This is a genomic window from Microbacterium sp. ANT_H45B (assembly GCF_008369345.1).
GTDB lineage: Bacteria > Actinomycetota > Actinomycetes > Actinomycetales > Microbacteriaceae > Microbacterium.
In genome coordinates this window covers 339,552-354,608 of record NZ_VOBK01000002.1, presented here as the reverse complement: position 1 = coordinate 354,608, position 15,057 = coordinate 339,552, and the positions used below count along the sequence as shown (strand labels likewise).

Genomic DNA, 15,057 nt, shown 5'->3' with positions numbered 1-15,057 from the left:
GGATCAGAAGACGAGGCCTGTCCGTGGCCCGAAGGTCGAGCAATCCGTGCTCTGTGGGAACTATCGCGACGGTCATCCGCTCCCGTAACCACGGCGGCCCGATCCGTCTCGGATGCACTCACTCGATGAGCTCGTCCTCGTCGTCGCGGGAGATCGTGATCTCCTCGGCGGCTTCGAGCTCGCGGATGACGCGGACGATCTCGGCGCGGGCTTCGTCGACCTGCCGCATCCGGACCGGCCCGAGCACGCGCGTCTCCTCGGCCAGGTTCTCCTGGTTGCGCTCGGTCATGTTGCCCTTGACCTTGTCGAGGATCTGCTCGTCCGCGCCCTTGAGCGCCAGCGCGAGCATCCGCAGGTCGATGCCGCGGAGCACGCGCTGGGCGTCGCGATCCTCGAGCCTGGCGATGTCGGCGAAGGTGACCATACGGCTGCGGATGTCCTCGGCCAACGCCAGATCGCGTCCCTCGAGGCTCGCGAGCAGCGACTTCTCCAGCGCGGTGTCCGAGCGGTTGATGATCTCGACGAGCGGCTGCACCCCGCCGATCGACTCATGGTTGTCCCGCATCGCGAACACGCCGGTGCGTGCGCGCAGCGAGTCGGCCACGATGGAGATCGCCTCCTGCGTCGCGGTGCCCATCGTCGCGATCGCCTGTGCGACGTCGGTGCGCAGCGGATCCTGGAGGGCGGCGAGCACGGCGGCAGCCCTGTCTGCTCGGAGATTCGCCAACACGACGGCCACGGTCGTCGGCAGCTCGCCCTCGATGATCGTGGCGAGCTGGGCAGGATCCGCCGCATTGAGGAAGTCGAACGACACAGAGCCCTGCGACATCACCCGGCCCACCATCCCCACCGCCTTCTCCCGCCCGAATGCGGTCTCCAGCAGCCCGGTGGCGAGTTCCTGGCCGCCGCGCGAGGGCACGGAGCCGCCGGTGGCGATCCGTCGGAATTCGCCGAGGGCGCGGGCGGTCGAGGCGAGATCCACTCCGCCGAGCTGCGTGAGCTCCGCCGCCAGCATCTCGGCGCGCTCCTCGCCGAGATGACGCAGCACCTCGGCGCTCGCCTCCCTGTCCATGTTCATCAGCACGATGGCCGCCTTGCGCAGCCCGGTCATCTGCTGCACCGGCATCGGCGCGATGGGGGGCGACGCGGTCGACACCTCCACGGTGTCGGCCTGAGCATCGAGCATCTCGGTGAGCAGGCTCATACCGTCGCCTCATCCATCAGGTCGGCGAGAGCCGTGGCGATCGCGTCGGGCTCCCGCTTGGCGAGGTCATCGATCTCGCGGCGGCGGCGCTCGACGAGCACCTTGTCGGGCTCGGGCTCGTCATCGAGGTCCACCGACGCCGAGGGCAGCAGGGTGGTCGGTGCGGGCATCGGGATCGCCTCGGCGTCTTTGAGCCCCCGGAGGGACTTGAGCTTCTGCTCCTCGCTCTCGGTGACGGTCGCGAAGTACTCGATCGGCCCGTCGTCGGTGTACATCACACGCCGCTTCATCCGGCGACGCACCACGAGATAGACGATCAGGATCACGACCGCGAGCAGGATCGAGCCGCCGATGATCGCCGACCGCAGCAGCTCCTGCTGGAACTGCTGCTCTCTCTCCGCCTCCGCGGCCGCGAGGGCGGTCTGCGCCGCCGTCGCTCCGGCCTGGGTGAACTCGACGAACTCGACCGCGATCTCATCGCCGCGTTCGACGTCGATCCCCGCCGCCGACGCGACCAGCGATTCGATCTGGTTCGCGGTGACCCCCGTCACCGCCCCGCGGTTGAGAGCGATGCTCACCGTCTGCCTGGTCACCTCGCCGGCGGGAGTGACGGTCTTCTCGGTCGACTTGTTCACCGCGTTGCTGCGAGATGTCTCCTCGAACTCGTACGCCCCCTCGCCGTCTCCCCCATTCGGCACGGCGATGTTGTCGGGCCCCAGGACGCCGGTCCCGCCGGCCTGGCCGCCGTTGTACGTCTCGGTCTTCGTCTGCTCCGAGGCGCTGAGGTCGCCCTCAGGCGCGGAATAGGTCTCATCCATCCGCTCGGAGGTCGAGTTCGCGACATCGGCCGACACGGTGACGGTGGCGTTGCCGGGGCCGACGATCGTCTCCAGCATCCGGCTGACCGAGGCCGCGACCTTCGCCTCGTGCTCGGTCGCCTGCTTCGACGAGCTGCCGGTGAGACCGGTGCCGACCGCCGAGAGCACCCGACCGTCCTGATCCGTGACCGCCACGTCCTCCGGGGTCATGCCGGGGATCGATGCGCTCGTGAGATGGACGATCGCCTCGATCTTCTCGTCGCTGAGGGACGCGCCGCTGCGGGTCTTGACGAACACCGAGGCGGTGGGACTCTGCTGCTCCGAGACGAACACGCTCTGCTCGGGGATCGCCAGTTGCACGGATGCCGTCGAGATCCCCTCCATCGCACCGATCGTTCCGGCGAGCTCGCCCTCGATCGCGCGCTTGTAGGTGACCGACTGCTGGAACTCGCTCGCCGTCACGCCCATCTTGTCGAGCAGCGTGTATCCCGCGCTGGTGTCGCCGGGCAGACCGGCGGATGCGGCCGCGAGGCGTTGCGCGTAGACCTGGTCGTCCGGCACGAGGATCGTCGCCCCGCCTTCGGTGAGCTCGTATCCGACGCCGGCGGACTTCAGCTGCTCGACGACCGCCGACGCATCCCCCGCACTCAGTCCGGTGAAGAGGGGGCTCATCTGCGGCCGGGTCAGCCAGGAGCCGAGCGCGACGGCGCCCATCACCAGCAGCGCGACGCCGATGACGGCGATCGTGCGCTGGGCCAGAGAGAAGCCGCCGACGACCCGCTTCGCGCGGTCGTAGTAGCCCGTGAGCATCGTGGGCATCAGGCCTGCATCCTCATGATCTCGTTGAACGCCGAGACGCTGCGGTCTCGTACGGCGACCACCAGATCGAGGGTCACCGAGGCGCGGGTGGAGGCGATCATCGCCTGGTGGATGTCCTGCAGGTCCCCGGTCACGGCCTGCACCGCGAGCTCGTTGGAGGTCGACTGCAACTGCTGCAGACTCTCGACGGCGCCGGTGAGCGAGGTCGCGAAGGCACCGGCGGATGCCGAGGCACCAGCCGCGTCGGGACCCGTCTCGAAGCTCAGCGCCGACAGCGGCGCGACACCGGCGGCGGACACCGCGTCGATCGGACCGCTCATCAGCCGCGTCCGATCTGCAGCGCGGCCTCGTAGGTCGTCTTCGCGCGGTCCACGACCGCGGCGTTCGCCTCGTAGCCGCGCTGCGCGAGGATCAGCATGCTCATCTGATCCCCGAGCTCGACGTCGGGGTACTGCACGTAGCCGTCGTCGTTCGCGTACGGATGCTCGGGGTCGTAGACGAGTGTGCCTTCGGCCTCCGATTCGACCACGCCCGCCACGTACACCCCGGGGCTCTGCGTGCCCGCCTGCACGGCGACGTACTTCTCGCGGAACCCCTCCTGACCCGGAGGGGTCGCGGTGTTGACGTTCGCGATGTTGTCGCTGAGCGCATCGAGCCATTTGCGGTGCGCGGTCAGCCCGGTGCCGGCGATGCCGATCGCATCGAACGTCATGCGGAGGCCTGACCGATCGCCTTGCTGATCGACGAGGCCTGGCCGCCGATCGCCTGACTGGCGAACTGGAAGCGCAGCACCGTGTCGATGTTCGAGAGGGTCTCGGTGTCGAGGTTGACGTTGTTGCCGTTCAATCGGGTGGGCTCGAGCGACCGCTCGACGGTGGCTGCGACCGAGCCGGAGCCGCTCGCGACGGCCGTGCGCAGCTCGTCCTCGAACTGCACGCGCTGGGCCCGATAGCCGGGGGTGTTGACGTTGGCGATGTTCTCAGCGATCGAGCGTTGGCGCAGCGCCAGCCCGTCGAGGGCACTGATCAGCGCGGAGGAGGTGACGGATTCGAGCACGGGGGCACTCCGGACGTTGGTGAAGAGGCCGATCCGTGGCCAATCGTCGAGCGATCCGTGCTCGGAGCGGACTATCGCGACACCGACGCTCCCCCGTAACCCTCGCGGTCACCCTTCGATGTCGAGGTACGCGGGACGATCCTGCCGCCCTGTCGGCACCCGGCGCAGTGCGGCGATCTCCCGCGCGACATGCGCGCGCGACGCCGTCAGCGCGCCGATCATCAGCTGCTGGCGCGCGAGCACCGCCTCAGCCCGTTCTCTGAGTTCGTCGGGAACGGGTCCGGGCGGCGCATCGAGGGGCCGATCGTCGAGCGTCTCGTCCGCGGCGTCGAGCGCACGCTCGAACCTGTCGAGCACCGCCATCCAGGCGGTCAGCGCCTCGGTCATCGCGCGTCAGCCCAGAGCCGAGGCGCGCGGAGCGGCCACGGCGGTCAGCTCGGCCGCCTCGTGCCACGCCTCCCGCAGGGGCGCCACCAGCTGACGGCACTCGAGGGTCGCGGCGCGATCACGCGAGACGTTCGCCGAGATGAGGCGCCCGGTGAGGTACGTGTAGACGCCGCGCAGCTCCGCCGCGGCGTCCCAGGCGTCGGTGAGCGAGCCGTGCAGCTCCGCGACGATCGACTGGGCATGCGTGAGGTGCGTGTTCGCCACGTTCCAGTCCCCGGCGTCCTGCGCGGAAGCCGCCCGGTCGATGTCGACGAGCAGACGGTCGTACAGCAGGGTGAGCAGGCGTTCGGGCGTCGCGGACGCGACCTGCTGCTCCAGGTACTGCTGCTTGGCCCGGTCGAGGGAGGTGAGTGCCATGATGTGCGAGCTCCGGTGGGTGGTGGTCGGAAGGGCGGGTCAGTCGCCCGAGGACGGCGAGAGGCCGGCGAGCTGGCTCGTCAACCACGAGGACTGCGACTGCAGCTTCGAGAGCTGGACCTCGAGCTGGGCGTAGGTGCGCTCCAGCGTCGCGCGGCGCTGGTCGAGACGGACATCCCAGCGCTCGACCTGGGTCTTGAGCGTCTTGACCTCGTCCTCCTGGCCGGTGATGCGGCTGGTGAGCAGCCCGTCGTACTTGTCGGAGTACTGGGTGGTCACGCCCTGCAGCCGCGCAGCCACGCCGGAGAACAGCTCCTGTGTGCCCTCCGCGTCGGCGGCGAGGGCCGCGGCGAACTTCTCGGCGTCGAAGGACAGCACGCCCTTGTCGCTGACGGTGATGCCGATCGTCGAGGGAGAGATGCCGTCCACCGGATGCTGCACGGCGTTGGCCAGCGCACCCCGCAGGTTGCGTACGGTGCTGTCGCCCGTGAAGACACCGAGGGTGGTCGTCTCGCCCACCCCGCCGACCGTCGCCGTCGATCCCTTGTCGATGCGGGTCAGCAGGCTCGCGATCTCCTTGATGAAGGTCTCGGCGGTCGTGGTCTGCTCCTTCGCGTCGCGCGCCACCGTGACCGTCACGGGATCGGCGCTCACCGCGGTGACGGTGACCTCGATCCCCTCGCCCACGGTGATCGTGTTGCCGGGGTGGGTGAGCACCTGCTCGGCAGCGGTTCCTGCGAACAGCCGGATGCGGGCATCCGCTCCCTGTGTGATCAGCGCCGCGCCGGGCTGGGCTCCGAGATCCGTGGAGGTGCCCGCCGCGACCTCGGCCGCAGTCCCCCGGTGCACGGTGAAGGCACCCGCCGCGCCTGTCTCGGCGGAGGTGAGCTGGATGCGTGAGAGCGGTGCGCCGTCGGCATCCGTGCCCGCGGGCACGACGGTCGCGCTGACTCCTGCCTTCGAGTCGTTGATGGCCTTGGCGAGGTCTTGGGCGCCGGTGCCCAGCGGGGCGACCTCGACGGCCTCGCCGTCGGATCCGACGAGGGTGAAGGGTCCGCCCCAGCCTGTCGATCCGGCGGCTGCGGTGACGAGGGAGTGGGCGGTCGCGACCGCGTCGACCACGACGGCGGTCGAGAAGGCGCTGGCCTTCGCTCCCGCCGAGACCGTGACGGTCTCGGACGATGATGAGGCGGTGAACGCCGCGAGCGAGGTCGCGGACGCCGCGGTCTTCGCCTTCGTGACGAGCTCCTGCAGCGTGGTGTTCAGCGACTGGAGGTTCGTGATGATCGAGTTGCGATCGGCGATCTTGTTCGTGATCAGCGTCTTCGGGATGGCCGAGACGTCCATCATCGCCTTGATGAGCTCTTCGGTCTTGAGCCCTGATACGAGTCCGTCGAGTTTCATCCCGGTCGTCTTCCGTGCGGTGCGGTCGAAGGTGTCCTACAGGAGGGCGCCCGAGCGGAGGTGACTCCACCCGGGCGCCCTGTGCGCCTCAGGCGCAGCGACTCAACGGAGCAGCTGCAGGACGCCCTGGCCCGACTGGTTCGCCTGCGCGAGCATGGCGGTACCGGCCTGCTGCAGGATGTTCGAGGCGGTGTACCTGACCATCTCGGCGGCCATGTCGGTGTCGGCGATGCGGCTCTTCGCGGCGGAGAGGTTCTCGGCCGAGACCTGCAGCGAGTTGATCGTCGACTCGAAGCGGTTCTGCACCGCACCGAGACCGGCGCGAGCCGTGGAGACGGCCGTGATCTGCGTGTCGATCGCGGCGATCGTGGTCAGCGCGTTGGCGGCGGTGTCCACCGTCAGCGCGCCGATCGTGGCACCGAGACCCGAGAAGTCCGTCAGCGTGACGGCGATCTGGTCCTCGGCCGCCTCGGAGCCCGCACCGACCTGGAACGTCAGCGTGGCCGCGCTGTCGAGCAGCTTGATCCCGTTGAAGTTCGTGCTCGCCGCGACGCGGGTGAGCTCCTCGCCGAGCGTGTCGATCTCGGTCTTGATGGCGGTGCGCGAGTCGGCGTTGTTCGAGTCCGAACCCGCCTGGACCGCGAGGTCGCGGACGCGCTGCAGGATCGAGTGGACCTCGGTCAGGGCGCCTTCCGCGGTCTGGATGACCGAGATGCCGTCCTGCGCGTTGCGAGCGGCGACGTTCAGGCCGTTGACCTGCGAGCGCAGGCCCTCGGAGATCGCGAGGCCGGCCGCGTCATCGGCTGCACGGTTGATGCGCAGACCGCTCGAGAGCTTCTCGAGCGACTTCGACATGTCGTTCTGGTTGATGGAGAGGTTGCGGTACGCGTTGAGTGCACCGACGTTGGTTGCGATCTGAAGACCCATGAGTGTTCCTCCGTGGTTATGGGGCTGAATGCGGGTCCGTCCGTGGACCTGCACAACCGACATTCGCGACGACGGCAGCAGCGGTAACCGCGGTGGAGCAAGTTTCCCGCCGCGCTCAGACGGCGGCGAGCAGGGCGCCGGCGCGCGCCGGCATCGCGATACGGGCCGCCGCAGCGATCGGGGCCGGTGCCGCGGTGTGCGCGGGACCGAAGAGGGTCTCGAAGAAGCCGGCCTTCGCCTTGGTCGACCGGTCGCCCGTGGTGCCGCCCTCCCAGGCCTCCATCGCCTCACGCATCAGCAGCAGCCCTCGGGAGCGCAGCTTCGACACGTAGGCGTGACTGACCTCGAGCTCCTCGGCGATGTCCTTGACCGTGCGGTCCTCGAGGTAGATGCCGCGGACGACCTGCTGCATCGCGGCGGGCAGCGCATCGACGACCCGGTTGACCATGTCGCGCGTCTCCGACTGCTCCACCGCGTGCTCGGGGAGGATCACGCTGTCGGTGAGATCGACGGCCCGCCGCCCCGTCTCCACATCGAAGTGCTCGTCGAAGCTGATGGCGGAGCGCACCATCTCGTCGAGCTGCATCATCTCGGCGACGGCGTCGGCGCCGAGGCCGGACTCCTTCGCGAGCTCGGCCACGGTCGCCGTCCGACCGGTGCGAGCGAAGATCACGTCTGCGGCCACGCGCACCCGTTCGATCTTGTCGCGTCCGCGCTCGCCGGCGGGGTCGGCCCGACGCATCTCCGAGAGCATCGCCCAGTTGATCTGACTGCTCGCGAACGCGCCGAAGGGGATGCCGCGCGAGGAGTCGTAGGTCATCGCCGCGCGGGCGAGCCCGAGGCGTGCCGCGGAGAGCAGGTCGTCGAGGTCGACGTGGGTGGCCGATCGTGCCTTCTCGACGGCCAGGAACGTCGCGAGCGGCATGTTGTCTCTGGCCAGCTTCTCCGCGGACGGAGCGGGCGCCGGGGGTGCACTGGAGTCGGCAGAAAGTGCAGATTTGCTCAGCAATGTGACTCCGTCGCTATATCAACTGGTTTATCAGTGAAAATAGCACGAAGATCGCGTATTCAAAGAAAAAGTTCACACGTCGGACATCCCGCTCAGCGAGCGGGATCGAGGGGTCCTCGAGATCAGCTGCGCGAGTCGCGCAGTTCCGCACCGGTCAGCGCGGCCGACAGACCACGATGTCCGCGGGTGAACGGCACCGAGATGACCGCGATCGCGACCACGAGCGCACTGACGATGCCGACGATGCCCGCCACAGTCTGCAGGGCGAAGGGCACCGCCTCCGGCAGCCCGTCGAGGGCGGTCGCCGCGACATACGGCAGACCGACGACGCCGGCTCGGGCGAGGCTGCGGACGAGCGGACGTCGGCCTCCCGACCACTCCGGAGTCAGCCAGACCAGGCGTTGACCGATCGAGGCGCCCGTGGACACGACCGCGGGGATAACCAGGACCAGCACGGCGGCGCCGGCTGCGACGATCGCGGCCTCGAGGGCGTCGTCCGGCACCGACGGTCCGTCTCCGCCGGAGAGCAGCAGCTTCGGCAGCACCACGACGAGGGAGACCAGGGTGATCGCGATGTTCACCGCGACGGCGTCGAGGATCATCGCGAACCAACGGCGCCAGACGGTCACCGGTCGCGGGGTCGCGCGGGTGGCCCTCAGGCTGCGAGCGCTGGGCATCCAGGCCAGCAGCAGCGGTGCGAGGAGCACACCGATCGCCGCTCCCGCCGTGTTCGCGATCACGTCATCGACGTCGGCGACGCGATAGGCGCACTCGTAGAGCCCCCACACGCCCGTGAGCTGCGTGCTCTCGATCCCGAACGAGACCAGGGCTCCCAGCAGGATGGACACCCACGGGCCGCGGTTCCAGTACCGCCGGGCGATCAGCCCGAAGGGGACGAAGAGCGCGACGTTGAACAGCACCTGCAGTGTGGCGCGACTGGTCAGGACGCCCAGGAGGGAGAGTCCCTGAGTCTCCTGAAGGATGTCGCCGACGGAGTGGCCGGGGACCAGCTCGAGGCCGCCACCGCTCGCCCCGCAGTTGTCCCGCAGCTCCGGCAGGGGCAGCAGTGTGTACGCCACGAGGGCGACCGCGTAGACGCTCACGGCCGCCGCTCCCAGCAGCCGTCGGAAGGACAGCGCACCGTAGCGCCGGACCTGCACCACGAGGATCGGCACCAGAACGGCTGCGAAGATCAGCCCTCCGCCGATGAGCCCGACCCACGCCTGCCACGTCCACCCCGCCATTCGGCCCATCCTAGGCGGCGGCGTCCGGACCCGCCGATATACGGGAGCGTCCACCGGTCTTAGACTCGGTGCCACGCGGCGAGCGCCGGGTTCCATGGGCGAAGGAGGACGATGATGGCCGTGATCTCCCGAGGGTTCGGCGCACGCAGACGCGAGTCGGACGACCGTCTGCCACCCGGGCAGTACCTCACCGAGGACTTCCCGGTTCTCTCGGCGGGACCCACCCCGCGCGTGTCGACGGACTCCTGGGAGTTCGCCGTCGTCGGCCTCGACGGCATCCGTCGCACCTGGTCGTGGGACCAGCTGCATGACCTGCCCCTCGACGACATCACCACCGACATCCATTGCGTCACCCGCTGGTCGAAGCTGGGCACGCGGTGGCGTGGAGTCTCGCTCGACCACCTGCTCGCGGATGCCGGTGACGGTGACTACACCCGCGTCTTCTCCTACGGCGGATACACGACCAACGTCCCGCGCGCCGATCTCACCGGCGGTCGGGCCTGGGTCGCCGTCGAGTTCGAGGGCGAGCCGCTCGCCGCCGAGCACGGCGGCCCCGCGCGTCTGCTCGTCCCGCATCTGTACTTCTGGAAGTCCGCCAAGTGGGTGCACGGACTCGACCTGCTGGAGCAGGACGAACCGGGATTCTGGGAGCAGAACGGCTACAACATGTACGGCGACCCGTGGAAAGAGGAGCGGTACTGGTGATCACCGCTCCCCTCTGGCTGGTCGGCAGAGTCACCGGTGTGCGCTCCGCCACCCCGCACGGTCGGGTGATCGAGCTGCAGGTCGACGGATGGCCGGGCAACGCGGCCGGCCAGCACGTCGACATCCGACTCACCGCGGAGGACGGCTATCAGGCGGTGCGCTCGTACTCGCTCGCCTCCTCGGGCGGCTCACCGGTCCTCGAGCTGGCGATCGACGAGGTGCCGGAAGGAGAGGTCTCCCCGTATCTCGTGCACGACGTACGCCCCGGAGACGAGCTCGAGGTCCGCGGGCCGATCGGCGCCTACTTCGTCTGGGGCCCCGAGCGCACCGACCCCGTGCAGCTGATCGCGGGTGGCTCGGGGATCGTCCCGCTGATCGCGATGGCCAGAGTGCACGAACGCGCGGCCAGTCGGAGTCCGATGCGGATGCTGTACTCGGTGCGCTCTGCGGACGACGCGTTCTACGCCGCCGAGCTGAACGGGCTCGCCTCGGATACCCTCACGGTCGATTGGGCCTACACGCGCACTGCGCCGCCCGGGTTCCCCCGTCCTGCGGGCAGGGTCGATGCCGCGACGATCGCCGCGTCCACGATCCCTCCGTCGGATCATCCCACCGTGTACGTCTGCGGACCGACCGGGTTCGTCGAGGCGGTGGCGGATCTGCTCGTCGCGGCGGGCCACTCCCCCGACCGCATCCGCACCGAACGATTCGGAGGTGCCTGATGGACGCTGCCCACCCCGGCCATCGCGAGCGCGTCGACGGCAATGCCGCCGGCGGACTGCTGCTCGAGCTGTTCGGCAGAGACATGACCGGCGCCCACGCCGCCTGCGGGCGGTGCGACCGGGAGGCCGAGCTGGCGGATGCCGTCGCCGAACTCGACCGCGACGGGATGATCCTCCTCTGCCGCGGATGCGGTCACACGCTGCTGACGTATCTGTGTGTCGATGATCGGCGCACGCTCGCACTCGGCGGTCTCAGCCGACTGGAGTGGGCCGCTACGGGCCGCTGACTCCCTCGGCGTCGGCCAGAGCCGCGAGGACGTCGGCGGACGGCGCGAAGAAGGTGCTGCCGGTCATCGCTGTGGAGAAGTCCAGAAGCCGGTCGTACGAGCCGGGAGGGTCGCCGATGAACATGTTCTCCAGCATCCGCTCGATGACCCACAGGTATCGGGTGTACCCGATGAAGTAGGTTCCGAACGATGATGCTCCTGGGCTCCCGAAGGGCATGTTGTCGCGCAGGATGTCGTGCTCGACGCCGTCCACGACGACGGTGGCGAGAGTCTTGTGCGACTTCTGCCCGACGGGGGCGTCGTCCATCTCGATGTTGTCCGCCTTCCGGCGGCCGATGATGGCCTCCTGCTGCTCGGTCGTCAGCTGCTGCCACGCGCCGAGATCGTGCAGGTACTTCTGGACGACGACATAACTGCCTCCGACGTGTTCGTCGTCCTCCGCACCGACGAGAGTGGAGTCGGCCACGGCGTTCCCGATGGGGTTGGCGGTGCCGTCGACGAAACCGAGCAGATCGCGGATGTCGAAATAGCGGAAGCCCGAGGTCTCGTCGACGACGGTCACGGCGTCGCCGAGGACGTCGAGGAGCTGGCGCTCGAACTCGAACACGAGATCCCGGCGGTTCGCGCGGATGTGGAAGAGGAGGTCGCCCGGCGTGCTCGGGGCGGTGTGTGCGCTGCCAGTGATCGTGCGGAACGGGTGCAGCTCCGCAGGAGCCCTCCGGGTCGTCAGCCGGGGCCACAGGGACGAGCCGATGCCCACGGTGCACGACAGCATGGCGTCGAGATCACGGAAGCCGACGTTCTTCACGATGTCGTCGATGCCGCTGATCACGTCCCGGACGGTGGCGGGCGCGTCAGCCCCGTCGCCGACCGTCAGCACGAGGAACGTCGCACTGGCGGTCAGTGGGGCGTCGACTCGCTGGGGCTCGATGGGGACGCGCCGGGAAGGAGTGCTCACGGTCTCGAACCTAGAGGAGCACCGCCGCCCGCGCTTCGACGACTGTCGGAGGAACGGACGAGGGGCTGCGGGCACTCTTGAGTACGCCGAGGAATCCCGTCATCATGACCTCGACACCCCGCCGACGACAGGAGGACCGCTCATGAGCGAGCCCAGCGACTTCATCCGTGCCGACGTCCCGCCATCCGGACCGGGGTGCGTGGACTGCGAGAAGATCGACTCGTGGTGGCTGCATCTGCGCCGGTGCGCCCTCTGCGGCCACGTCGGATGCTGCGACGACTCCCTGCACAAGCACGCCACTGAGCATGCCCACGAGAGCGGACATCGGGTGATCCAGAGCTTCGAGCCCGGGGAGGACTGGTTCTGGGATTTCGGGACCGCGACCGCGTTCGACGGCCCCCTCCTCGCTCCGCCGCGCAGCCACCCCCTGTCGCAGACCACACCCGGCCCCGCGGAGCGAGTGCCCGCGGACTGGGAAGAGCAGCTCGCCTGATCGGATCGTCTCGCCGGGATCAGCGCAAGGGTGTGATGCCCTGGGCTCCGCGGGGGAACGTCGCCAGGACCGCGGAATCGATGTTCAGGTGCGCGGCGACGAGCTGCGGCGGTACGTGCGCGAGCCAGTTCGCGAGCGAGATCTCCTCGTACCTGTCGGTGCGGAACACCTCGAGGAACTGCAGCACATCGTCACCGGTGTTCTCGATGTAGTGCCCGAGGTTCTTGCGCACGACACCCACGTCGCCCGCACGGAAGTCGGTCGTGTTCGCGTGTGGACCGGTGTTGAACACGGTCATGCGGGCGGATCCGCGCAGGTAGTACTGCCACTCGTCGGCGTTCGGATGCCAGTGCAGCTCTCGCATCGATCCCGGCTCGACGGTCACCAGCGCCGCGGCGACGGTGCTGGAGTAGGCGTAGTTGGTGGAGTCGGCGATCTGGATGCTGCCCCCCGAGTTCTCGTACAGAGGCTTCGACCGCGACAGGCGGAAGATGACCGGCTCCATGCCCCACTCGACACCCGCGGCGGCCTGGTCGACATCGAGCGCCGGCGGCTCCTCGCCGGGGAAGATCCAGAGGTTGTGCAGGGGGATGTCGGAGAACACCTCCTGCGCGACACCGAAGTTCTTCGCGAGAACCTCAGGAGGGGTGTGCGCGAACCAGTCGGTCAGCAGCAGTGTGTTCGACTCCGACTGGTCGCCGTCATCGAACGCCAGCACGAATTCCGCGCCGTCGGGCCCGAGTCCCTGCAGGGAGTGCGGGGTGCCGGCGGGGAAGAACCACAGGTCGCCCTCCTCCACGTCCTCGACCGCGGGAAGGCCCGACCGGCTGAGGGTGGTCACCCGTGCTTTGCCCCGGGTCATGACCGCCCACTCGGCGGTCTGGTGCCAGTGCAGCTCGCGGATGCCGCCGGGCTCGAGGTACATGTTGACGCCGGCGATCTCGTCGGAGATGTGGAAGTCCTGCTTCGTGAGCTCCCGCGCCCACCCGCCGCGCTGCACCCGGCGGGGTGAGATGTTGAACGACGACCAGAAGAACGGCTGCGTGCTGATGTCCGTCGCCGGCGCGTGCATCTGATTCGGGAACTGCGATTCGATGACCTCGTTCTGCGGACCGGTCATCCTGTTGCTCTGCGGACGGTCGACGATGTTCACCTCGCCCTCCTGCGGCAGATCCGGGTCGCCCAGGCGGGGGACCTCCGTGGACGAGGTGCGCTGATCGTCGCGTTCCATGTACGTTCTTCTCTCTCTTCGTGCGTGGGGGGGCCACTTGTGGGAGCGGGTGAGGTCCGCATCGATCCGTGGTGCGCGTCGTTCGTCCGATCGGTCGTTCGTGTGAGACGAATCTAGGAACTGCGGAGCTCTCAGCCCTCCGACAGGAGTCGGATCACCGTCGGTGTCCTTTCTGCCTGGTTTCTTCCTGGACTGCGCAGGCGAATGGGCGTTCCATGGAGGTGTTCGAGGTCGGCGAGGTGCGACGCACCTCGCCGGAGCAGAGCGAATCGGTGAGCCCATCCCCCCACAGGAGCGAACCCATGACGATCAGCGATGTCACACCCGGCACGGCCTCTCCGACGGTGCGCGAGATCGCGCGACAGCTGGCATCCTCTCTGAATCGCCGCGTCGTCATACCCGAGTCCGAGCAGACGCCGTCTGCGGGTGCACGGCCGGCAGCGGTGCTCTCGATCCCCGTGGTCGATGACGATGTCACGGTGGCGTTCATCGAGATCGACCTGGGTGACGGATCCTCCCTCACCGCGAGCGAGTTCGAAGCCGTCGACGCGGCATCGACCCTCGTGCGGATCGCTCGACGCCAGGGCTCCGGGTCTTCGCGAGAGGATCGCGAGTCCGTCATGACCCAGCTGCTGGACGCTGAGGAATCGGTGCGTCGAGAGGCCTACGCCCGTGCGCTCCGCCAGAGATGGGTGCACCGCGACGGGGGAACCGTCGTGCGTGCGGTGCTGATCGATGCCGCCGTCACCGAGGTCGAACGCCTCGCGTTCGGTCGTCATCTCGCCCATCTGCGTCCGGTCCCCGCGCACTTCATCGCTCTCGAGGCCGGGATGGTCTTCCTCGTCGGACAGCCCTCCGATGAGGACCTCACCGACGAGCTCCTGCGAGAGGCGACCAGACGCGGGTTGCGCATTCTCGGAATCGGCTCGGCCTCGCCGGCGACCGGCGACGGAGACCTGCGCAGCGCGGCGGACGAGGCGGCGATTGCGGCGTCCCTCGCGGCGGCACTCCCCCAGTTCCACCCGTCCGTCGACGCGAGCGAGCTGGGTGGCTGGCGACTGCTCGCCACGGCATCCGCCGACCCCGGCGCCCTCCGGATCATCTCGCCGGCCGCACACTTCCTCTACTCCCAGACCGACGACAGTCAGCGCCTGACGGTCGAGACGTATCTCGACGTCGGCACCAACGTGGTCGCCGCGTGCCAGATCCTCTTCCTCCATCGCACGACCCTCTACTACCGGCTCGAGAGAATGCCTCCGATCGTGAAGGACGCGCTCGACGACGGCGTGAGACGCAGCACCCTGCACCTGGCGCTGAAGCTCATCCGTCTCTGGGAGTCGACAGGCCGCTTGTGACGCCGGTCCCGGATCCGTCGA

General features: G+C 68.8%; 18 protein-coding genes. 5 read left to right on the top strand and 13 right to left on the bottom strand.

The genetic code is table 11. The features are described from left to right. Nucleotides 1-118 precede the first annotated feature (118 nt). The 11 genes from fliG to FQ142_RS08055 all read right to left on the bottom strand — a co-directional run bounded on the left by fliG (nt 119) and on the right by FQ142_RS08055 (nt 9,285). Entirely contained in the window at nt 119-1,204 is a 1,086-nt protein-coding gene (gene fliG / locus FQ142_RS08105; RefSeq protein WP_262492101.1) for a flagellar motor switch protein FliG, read from the bottom strand. Next, nucleotides 1,201-2,841, bottom strand: a complete 1,641-nt coding sequence (fliF, locus tag FQ142_RS08100) for a flagellar basal-body MS-ring/collar protein FliF (protein WP_149422922.1) — start codon at nt 2,839-2,841, stop codon at nt 1,201-1,203. The genes fliG and fliF overlap by 4 nt, the downstream gene beginning before the upstream one ends. Further along, on the bottom strand, nt 2,841-3,161 hold the full coding sequence (gene fliE / locus FQ142_RS08095; protein WP_149422921.1) for a flagellar hook-basal body complex protein FliE: 321 nt from the start codon (nt 3,159-3,161) through the stop codon (nt 2,841-2,843). The genes fliF and fliE overlap by 1 nt, the downstream gene beginning before the upstream one ends. Continuing rightward, nucleotides 3,161-3,553 carry a flagellar basal body rod protein FlgC gene (locus FQ142_RS08090; RefSeq protein WP_056417970.1) on the bottom strand — a complete coding sequence of 131 codons (393 nt, stop codon included), beginning with the start codon at nt 3,551-3,553 and terminating at the stop codon, nt 3,161-3,163. The genes fliE and FQ142_RS08090 overlap by 1 nt, the downstream gene beginning before the upstream one ends. Further along, nucleotides 3,550-3,897: a flagellar basal body rod protein FlgB gene (gene flgB, locus FQ142_RS08085; protein ID WP_149422920.1), complete on the bottom strand. Its 348-nt coding sequence runs from the start codon at nt 3,895-3,897 to the stop codon at nt 3,550-3,552. The genes FQ142_RS08090 and flgB overlap by 4 nt, the downstream gene beginning before the upstream one ends. Before the next feature lie 108 nt (nt 3,898-4,005). Continuing rightward, nucleotides 4,006-4,284: a hypothetical protein gene (locus FQ142_RS08080; protein ID WP_056417976.1), complete on the bottom strand. Its 279-nt coding sequence runs from the start codon at nt 4,282-4,284 to the stop codon at nt 4,006-4,008. 6 nt (nt 4,285-4,290) lie between these two features. Further along, nucleotides 4,291-4,701 carry a flagellar export chaperone FliS gene (gene fliS, locus FQ142_RS08075; RefSeq protein WP_149422919.1) on the bottom strand — a complete coding sequence of 137 codons (411 nt, stop codon included), beginning with the start codon at nt 4,699-4,701 and terminating at the stop codon, nt 4,291-4,293. Between the two features lie 39 nt (nt 4,702-4,740). After that, nucleotides 4,741-6,105 (bottom strand): flagellar filament capping protein FliD, encoded by a 1,365-nt coding sequence (gene fliD / locus FQ142_RS08070; protein WP_149422918.1) that lies wholly within the window; start codon nt 6,103-6,105, stop codon nt 4,741-4,743. 102 nt (nt 6,106-6,207) lie between these two features. Further along, nucleotides 6,208-7,032 (bottom strand): flagellin, encoded by an 825-nt coding sequence (locus tag FQ142_RS08065; RefSeq protein ID WP_149422917.1) that lies wholly within the window; start codon nt 7,030-7,032, stop codon nt 6,208-6,210. 115 nt (nt 7,033-7,147) lie between these two features. Beyond that, complete coding sequence (locus FQ142_RS08060) at nt 7,148-8,041, bottom strand: sigma-70 family RNA polymerase sigma factor (protein ID WP_262492100.1); 894 nt, start codon at nt 8,039-8,041, stop codon at nt 7,148-7,150. 122 nt (nt 8,042-8,163) lie between these two features. Further along, the gene (locus FQ142_RS08055; RefSeq protein WP_188042350.1) at nt 8,164-9,285 is read right to left on the bottom strand and encodes a VanZ family protein; all 1,122 of its coding nucleotides are present in this window, start codon (nt 9,283-9,285) and stop codon (nt 8,164-8,166) included. Nucleotides 9,286-9,399: 114 nt separating this feature from the next. Between FQ142_RS08055 and FQ142_RS08050 the strand changes: the two genes are divergently transcribed. Genes FQ142_RS08050 through FQ142_RS08040 form a run of 3 tightly spaced genes read left to right on the top strand, consistent with a single transcriptional unit; the run spans nt 9,400 to nt 10,999 of the window. After that, the gene (locus tag FQ142_RS08050; protein WP_149422914.1) at nt 9,400-9,990 is read left to right on the top strand and encodes a molybdopterin-dependent oxidoreductase; all 591 of its coding nucleotides are present in this window, start codon (nt 9,400-9,402) and stop codon (nt 9,988-9,990) included. Further along, the gene (locus FQ142_RS08045) at nt 9,987-10,712 is read left to right on the top strand and encodes a ferredoxin reductase (protein ID WP_316502233.1); all 726 of its coding nucleotides are present in this window, start codon (nt 9,987-9,989) and stop codon (nt 10,710-10,712) included. Before FQ142_RS08050 ends, FQ142_RS08045 begins: the two co-directional genes overlap by 4 nt. Further along, the gene (locus tag FQ142_RS08040; protein ID WP_149422913.1) at nt 10,712-10,999 is read left to right on the top strand and encodes a DUF6510 family protein; all 288 of its coding nucleotides are present in this window, start codon (nt 10,712-10,714) and stop codon (nt 10,997-10,999) included. The genes FQ142_RS08045 and FQ142_RS08040 overlap by 1 nt, the downstream gene beginning before the upstream one ends. Here the strand turns inward: FQ142_RS08040 and FQ142_RS08035 are convergent. Beyond that, nucleotides 10,986-11,957, bottom strand: a complete 972-nt coding sequence (locus tag FQ142_RS08035) for a Dyp-type peroxidase (RefSeq protein ID WP_149422912.1) — start codon at nt 11,955-11,957, stop codon at nt 10,986-10,988. The two genes, FQ142_RS08040 and FQ142_RS08035, sit on opposite strands and share 14 nt — an antisense overlap. Before the next feature lie 142 nt (nt 11,958-12,099). On the opposite strand from FQ142_RS08035, the gene FQ142_RS08030 reads away from it, so the two are divergent. Further along, on the top strand, nt 12,100-12,450 hold the full coding sequence (locus FQ142_RS08030) for a UBP-type zinc finger domain-containing protein (protein WP_149422911.1): 351 nt from the start codon (nt 12,100-12,102) through the stop codon (nt 12,448-12,450). A gap of 19 nt (nt 12,451-12,469) precedes the next feature. Here the strand turns inward: FQ142_RS08030 and FQ142_RS08025 are convergent, their stop codons facing one another. Further along, entirely contained in the window at nt 12,470-13,681 is a 1,212-nt protein-coding gene (locus FQ142_RS08025; RefSeq protein WP_149422910.1) for a cupin domain-containing protein, read from the bottom strand. A 302-nt stretch (nt 13,682-13,983) separates the two neighbouring features. Here FQ142_RS08025 and FQ142_RS08020 point away from each other — a divergent pair, with 302 nt between their 5' ends. Then, nucleotides 13,984-15,036, top strand: a complete 1,053-nt coding sequence (locus FQ142_RS08020; protein WP_188042349.1) for a helix-turn-helix domain-containing protein — start codon at nt 13,984-13,986, stop codon at nt 15,034-15,036. The last annotated feature ends 21 nt before the right edge of the window (nt 15,037-15,057 follow it).

Excerpts from the sequence above, each read along its gene's own strand:
- fliD (WP_149422918.1), bottom strand. The coding sequence starts at position 6,105 with ATGAAACTCGACGGACTCGTATCAGGGCTCAAGACCGAAGAGCTCATC.
- FQ142_RS08020 (WP_188042349.1), top strand. The coding sequence starts at position 13,984 with ATGACGATCAGCGATGTCACACCCGGCACGGCCTCTCCGACGGTGCGC.
- fliF (WP_149422922.1), bottom strand. The coding sequence starts at position 2,841 with ATGCCCACGATGCTCACGGGCTACTACGACCGCGCGAAGCGGGTCGTC.
- fliE (WP_149422921.1), bottom strand. The coding sequence starts at position 3,161 with ATGAGCGGTCCGATCGACGCGGTGTCCGCCGCCGGTGTCGCGCCGCTG.
- FQ142_RS08055 (WP_188042350.1), bottom strand. The coding sequence starts at position 9,285 with ATGGCGGGGTGGACGTGGCAGGCGTGGGTCGGGCTCATCGGCGGAGGG.
- fliS (WP_149422919.1), bottom strand. The coding sequence starts at position 4,701 with ATGGCACTCACCTCCCTCGACCGGGCCAAGCAGCAGTACCTGGAGCAG.
- FQ142_RS08030 (WP_149422911.1), top strand. The coding sequence starts at position 12,100 with ATGAGCGAGCCCAGCGACTTCATCCGTGCCGACGTCCCGCCATCCGGA.
- FQ142_RS08080 (WP_056417976.1), bottom strand. The coding sequence starts at position 4,284 with ATGACCGAGGCGCTGACCGCCTGGATGGCGGTGCTCGACAGGTTCGAG.
- FQ142_RS08065 (WP_149422917.1), bottom strand. The coding sequence starts at position 7,032 with ATGGGTCTTCAGATCGCAACCAACGTCGGTGCACTCAACGCGTACCGC.
- FQ142_RS08025 (WP_149422910.1), bottom strand. The coding sequence starts at position 13,681 with ATGGAACGCGACGATCAGCGCACCTCGTCCACGGAGGTCCCCCGCCTG.
- fliG (WP_262492101.1), bottom strand. The coding sequence starts at position 1,204 with ATGAGCCTGCTCACCGAGATGCTCGATGCTCAGGCCGACACCGTGGAG.
- FQ142_RS08040 (WP_149422913.1), top strand. The coding sequence starts at position 10,712 with ATGGACGCTGCCCACCCCGGCCATCGCGAGCGCGTCGACGGCAATGCC.
- FQ142_RS08090 (WP_056417970.1), bottom strand. The coding sequence starts at position 3,553 with ATGACGTTCGATGCGATCGGCATCGCCGGCACCGGGCTGACCGCGCAC.
- FQ142_RS08050 (WP_149422914.1), top strand. The coding sequence starts at position 9,400 with ATGGCCGTGATCTCCCGAGGGTTCGGCGCACGCAGACGCGAGTCGGAC.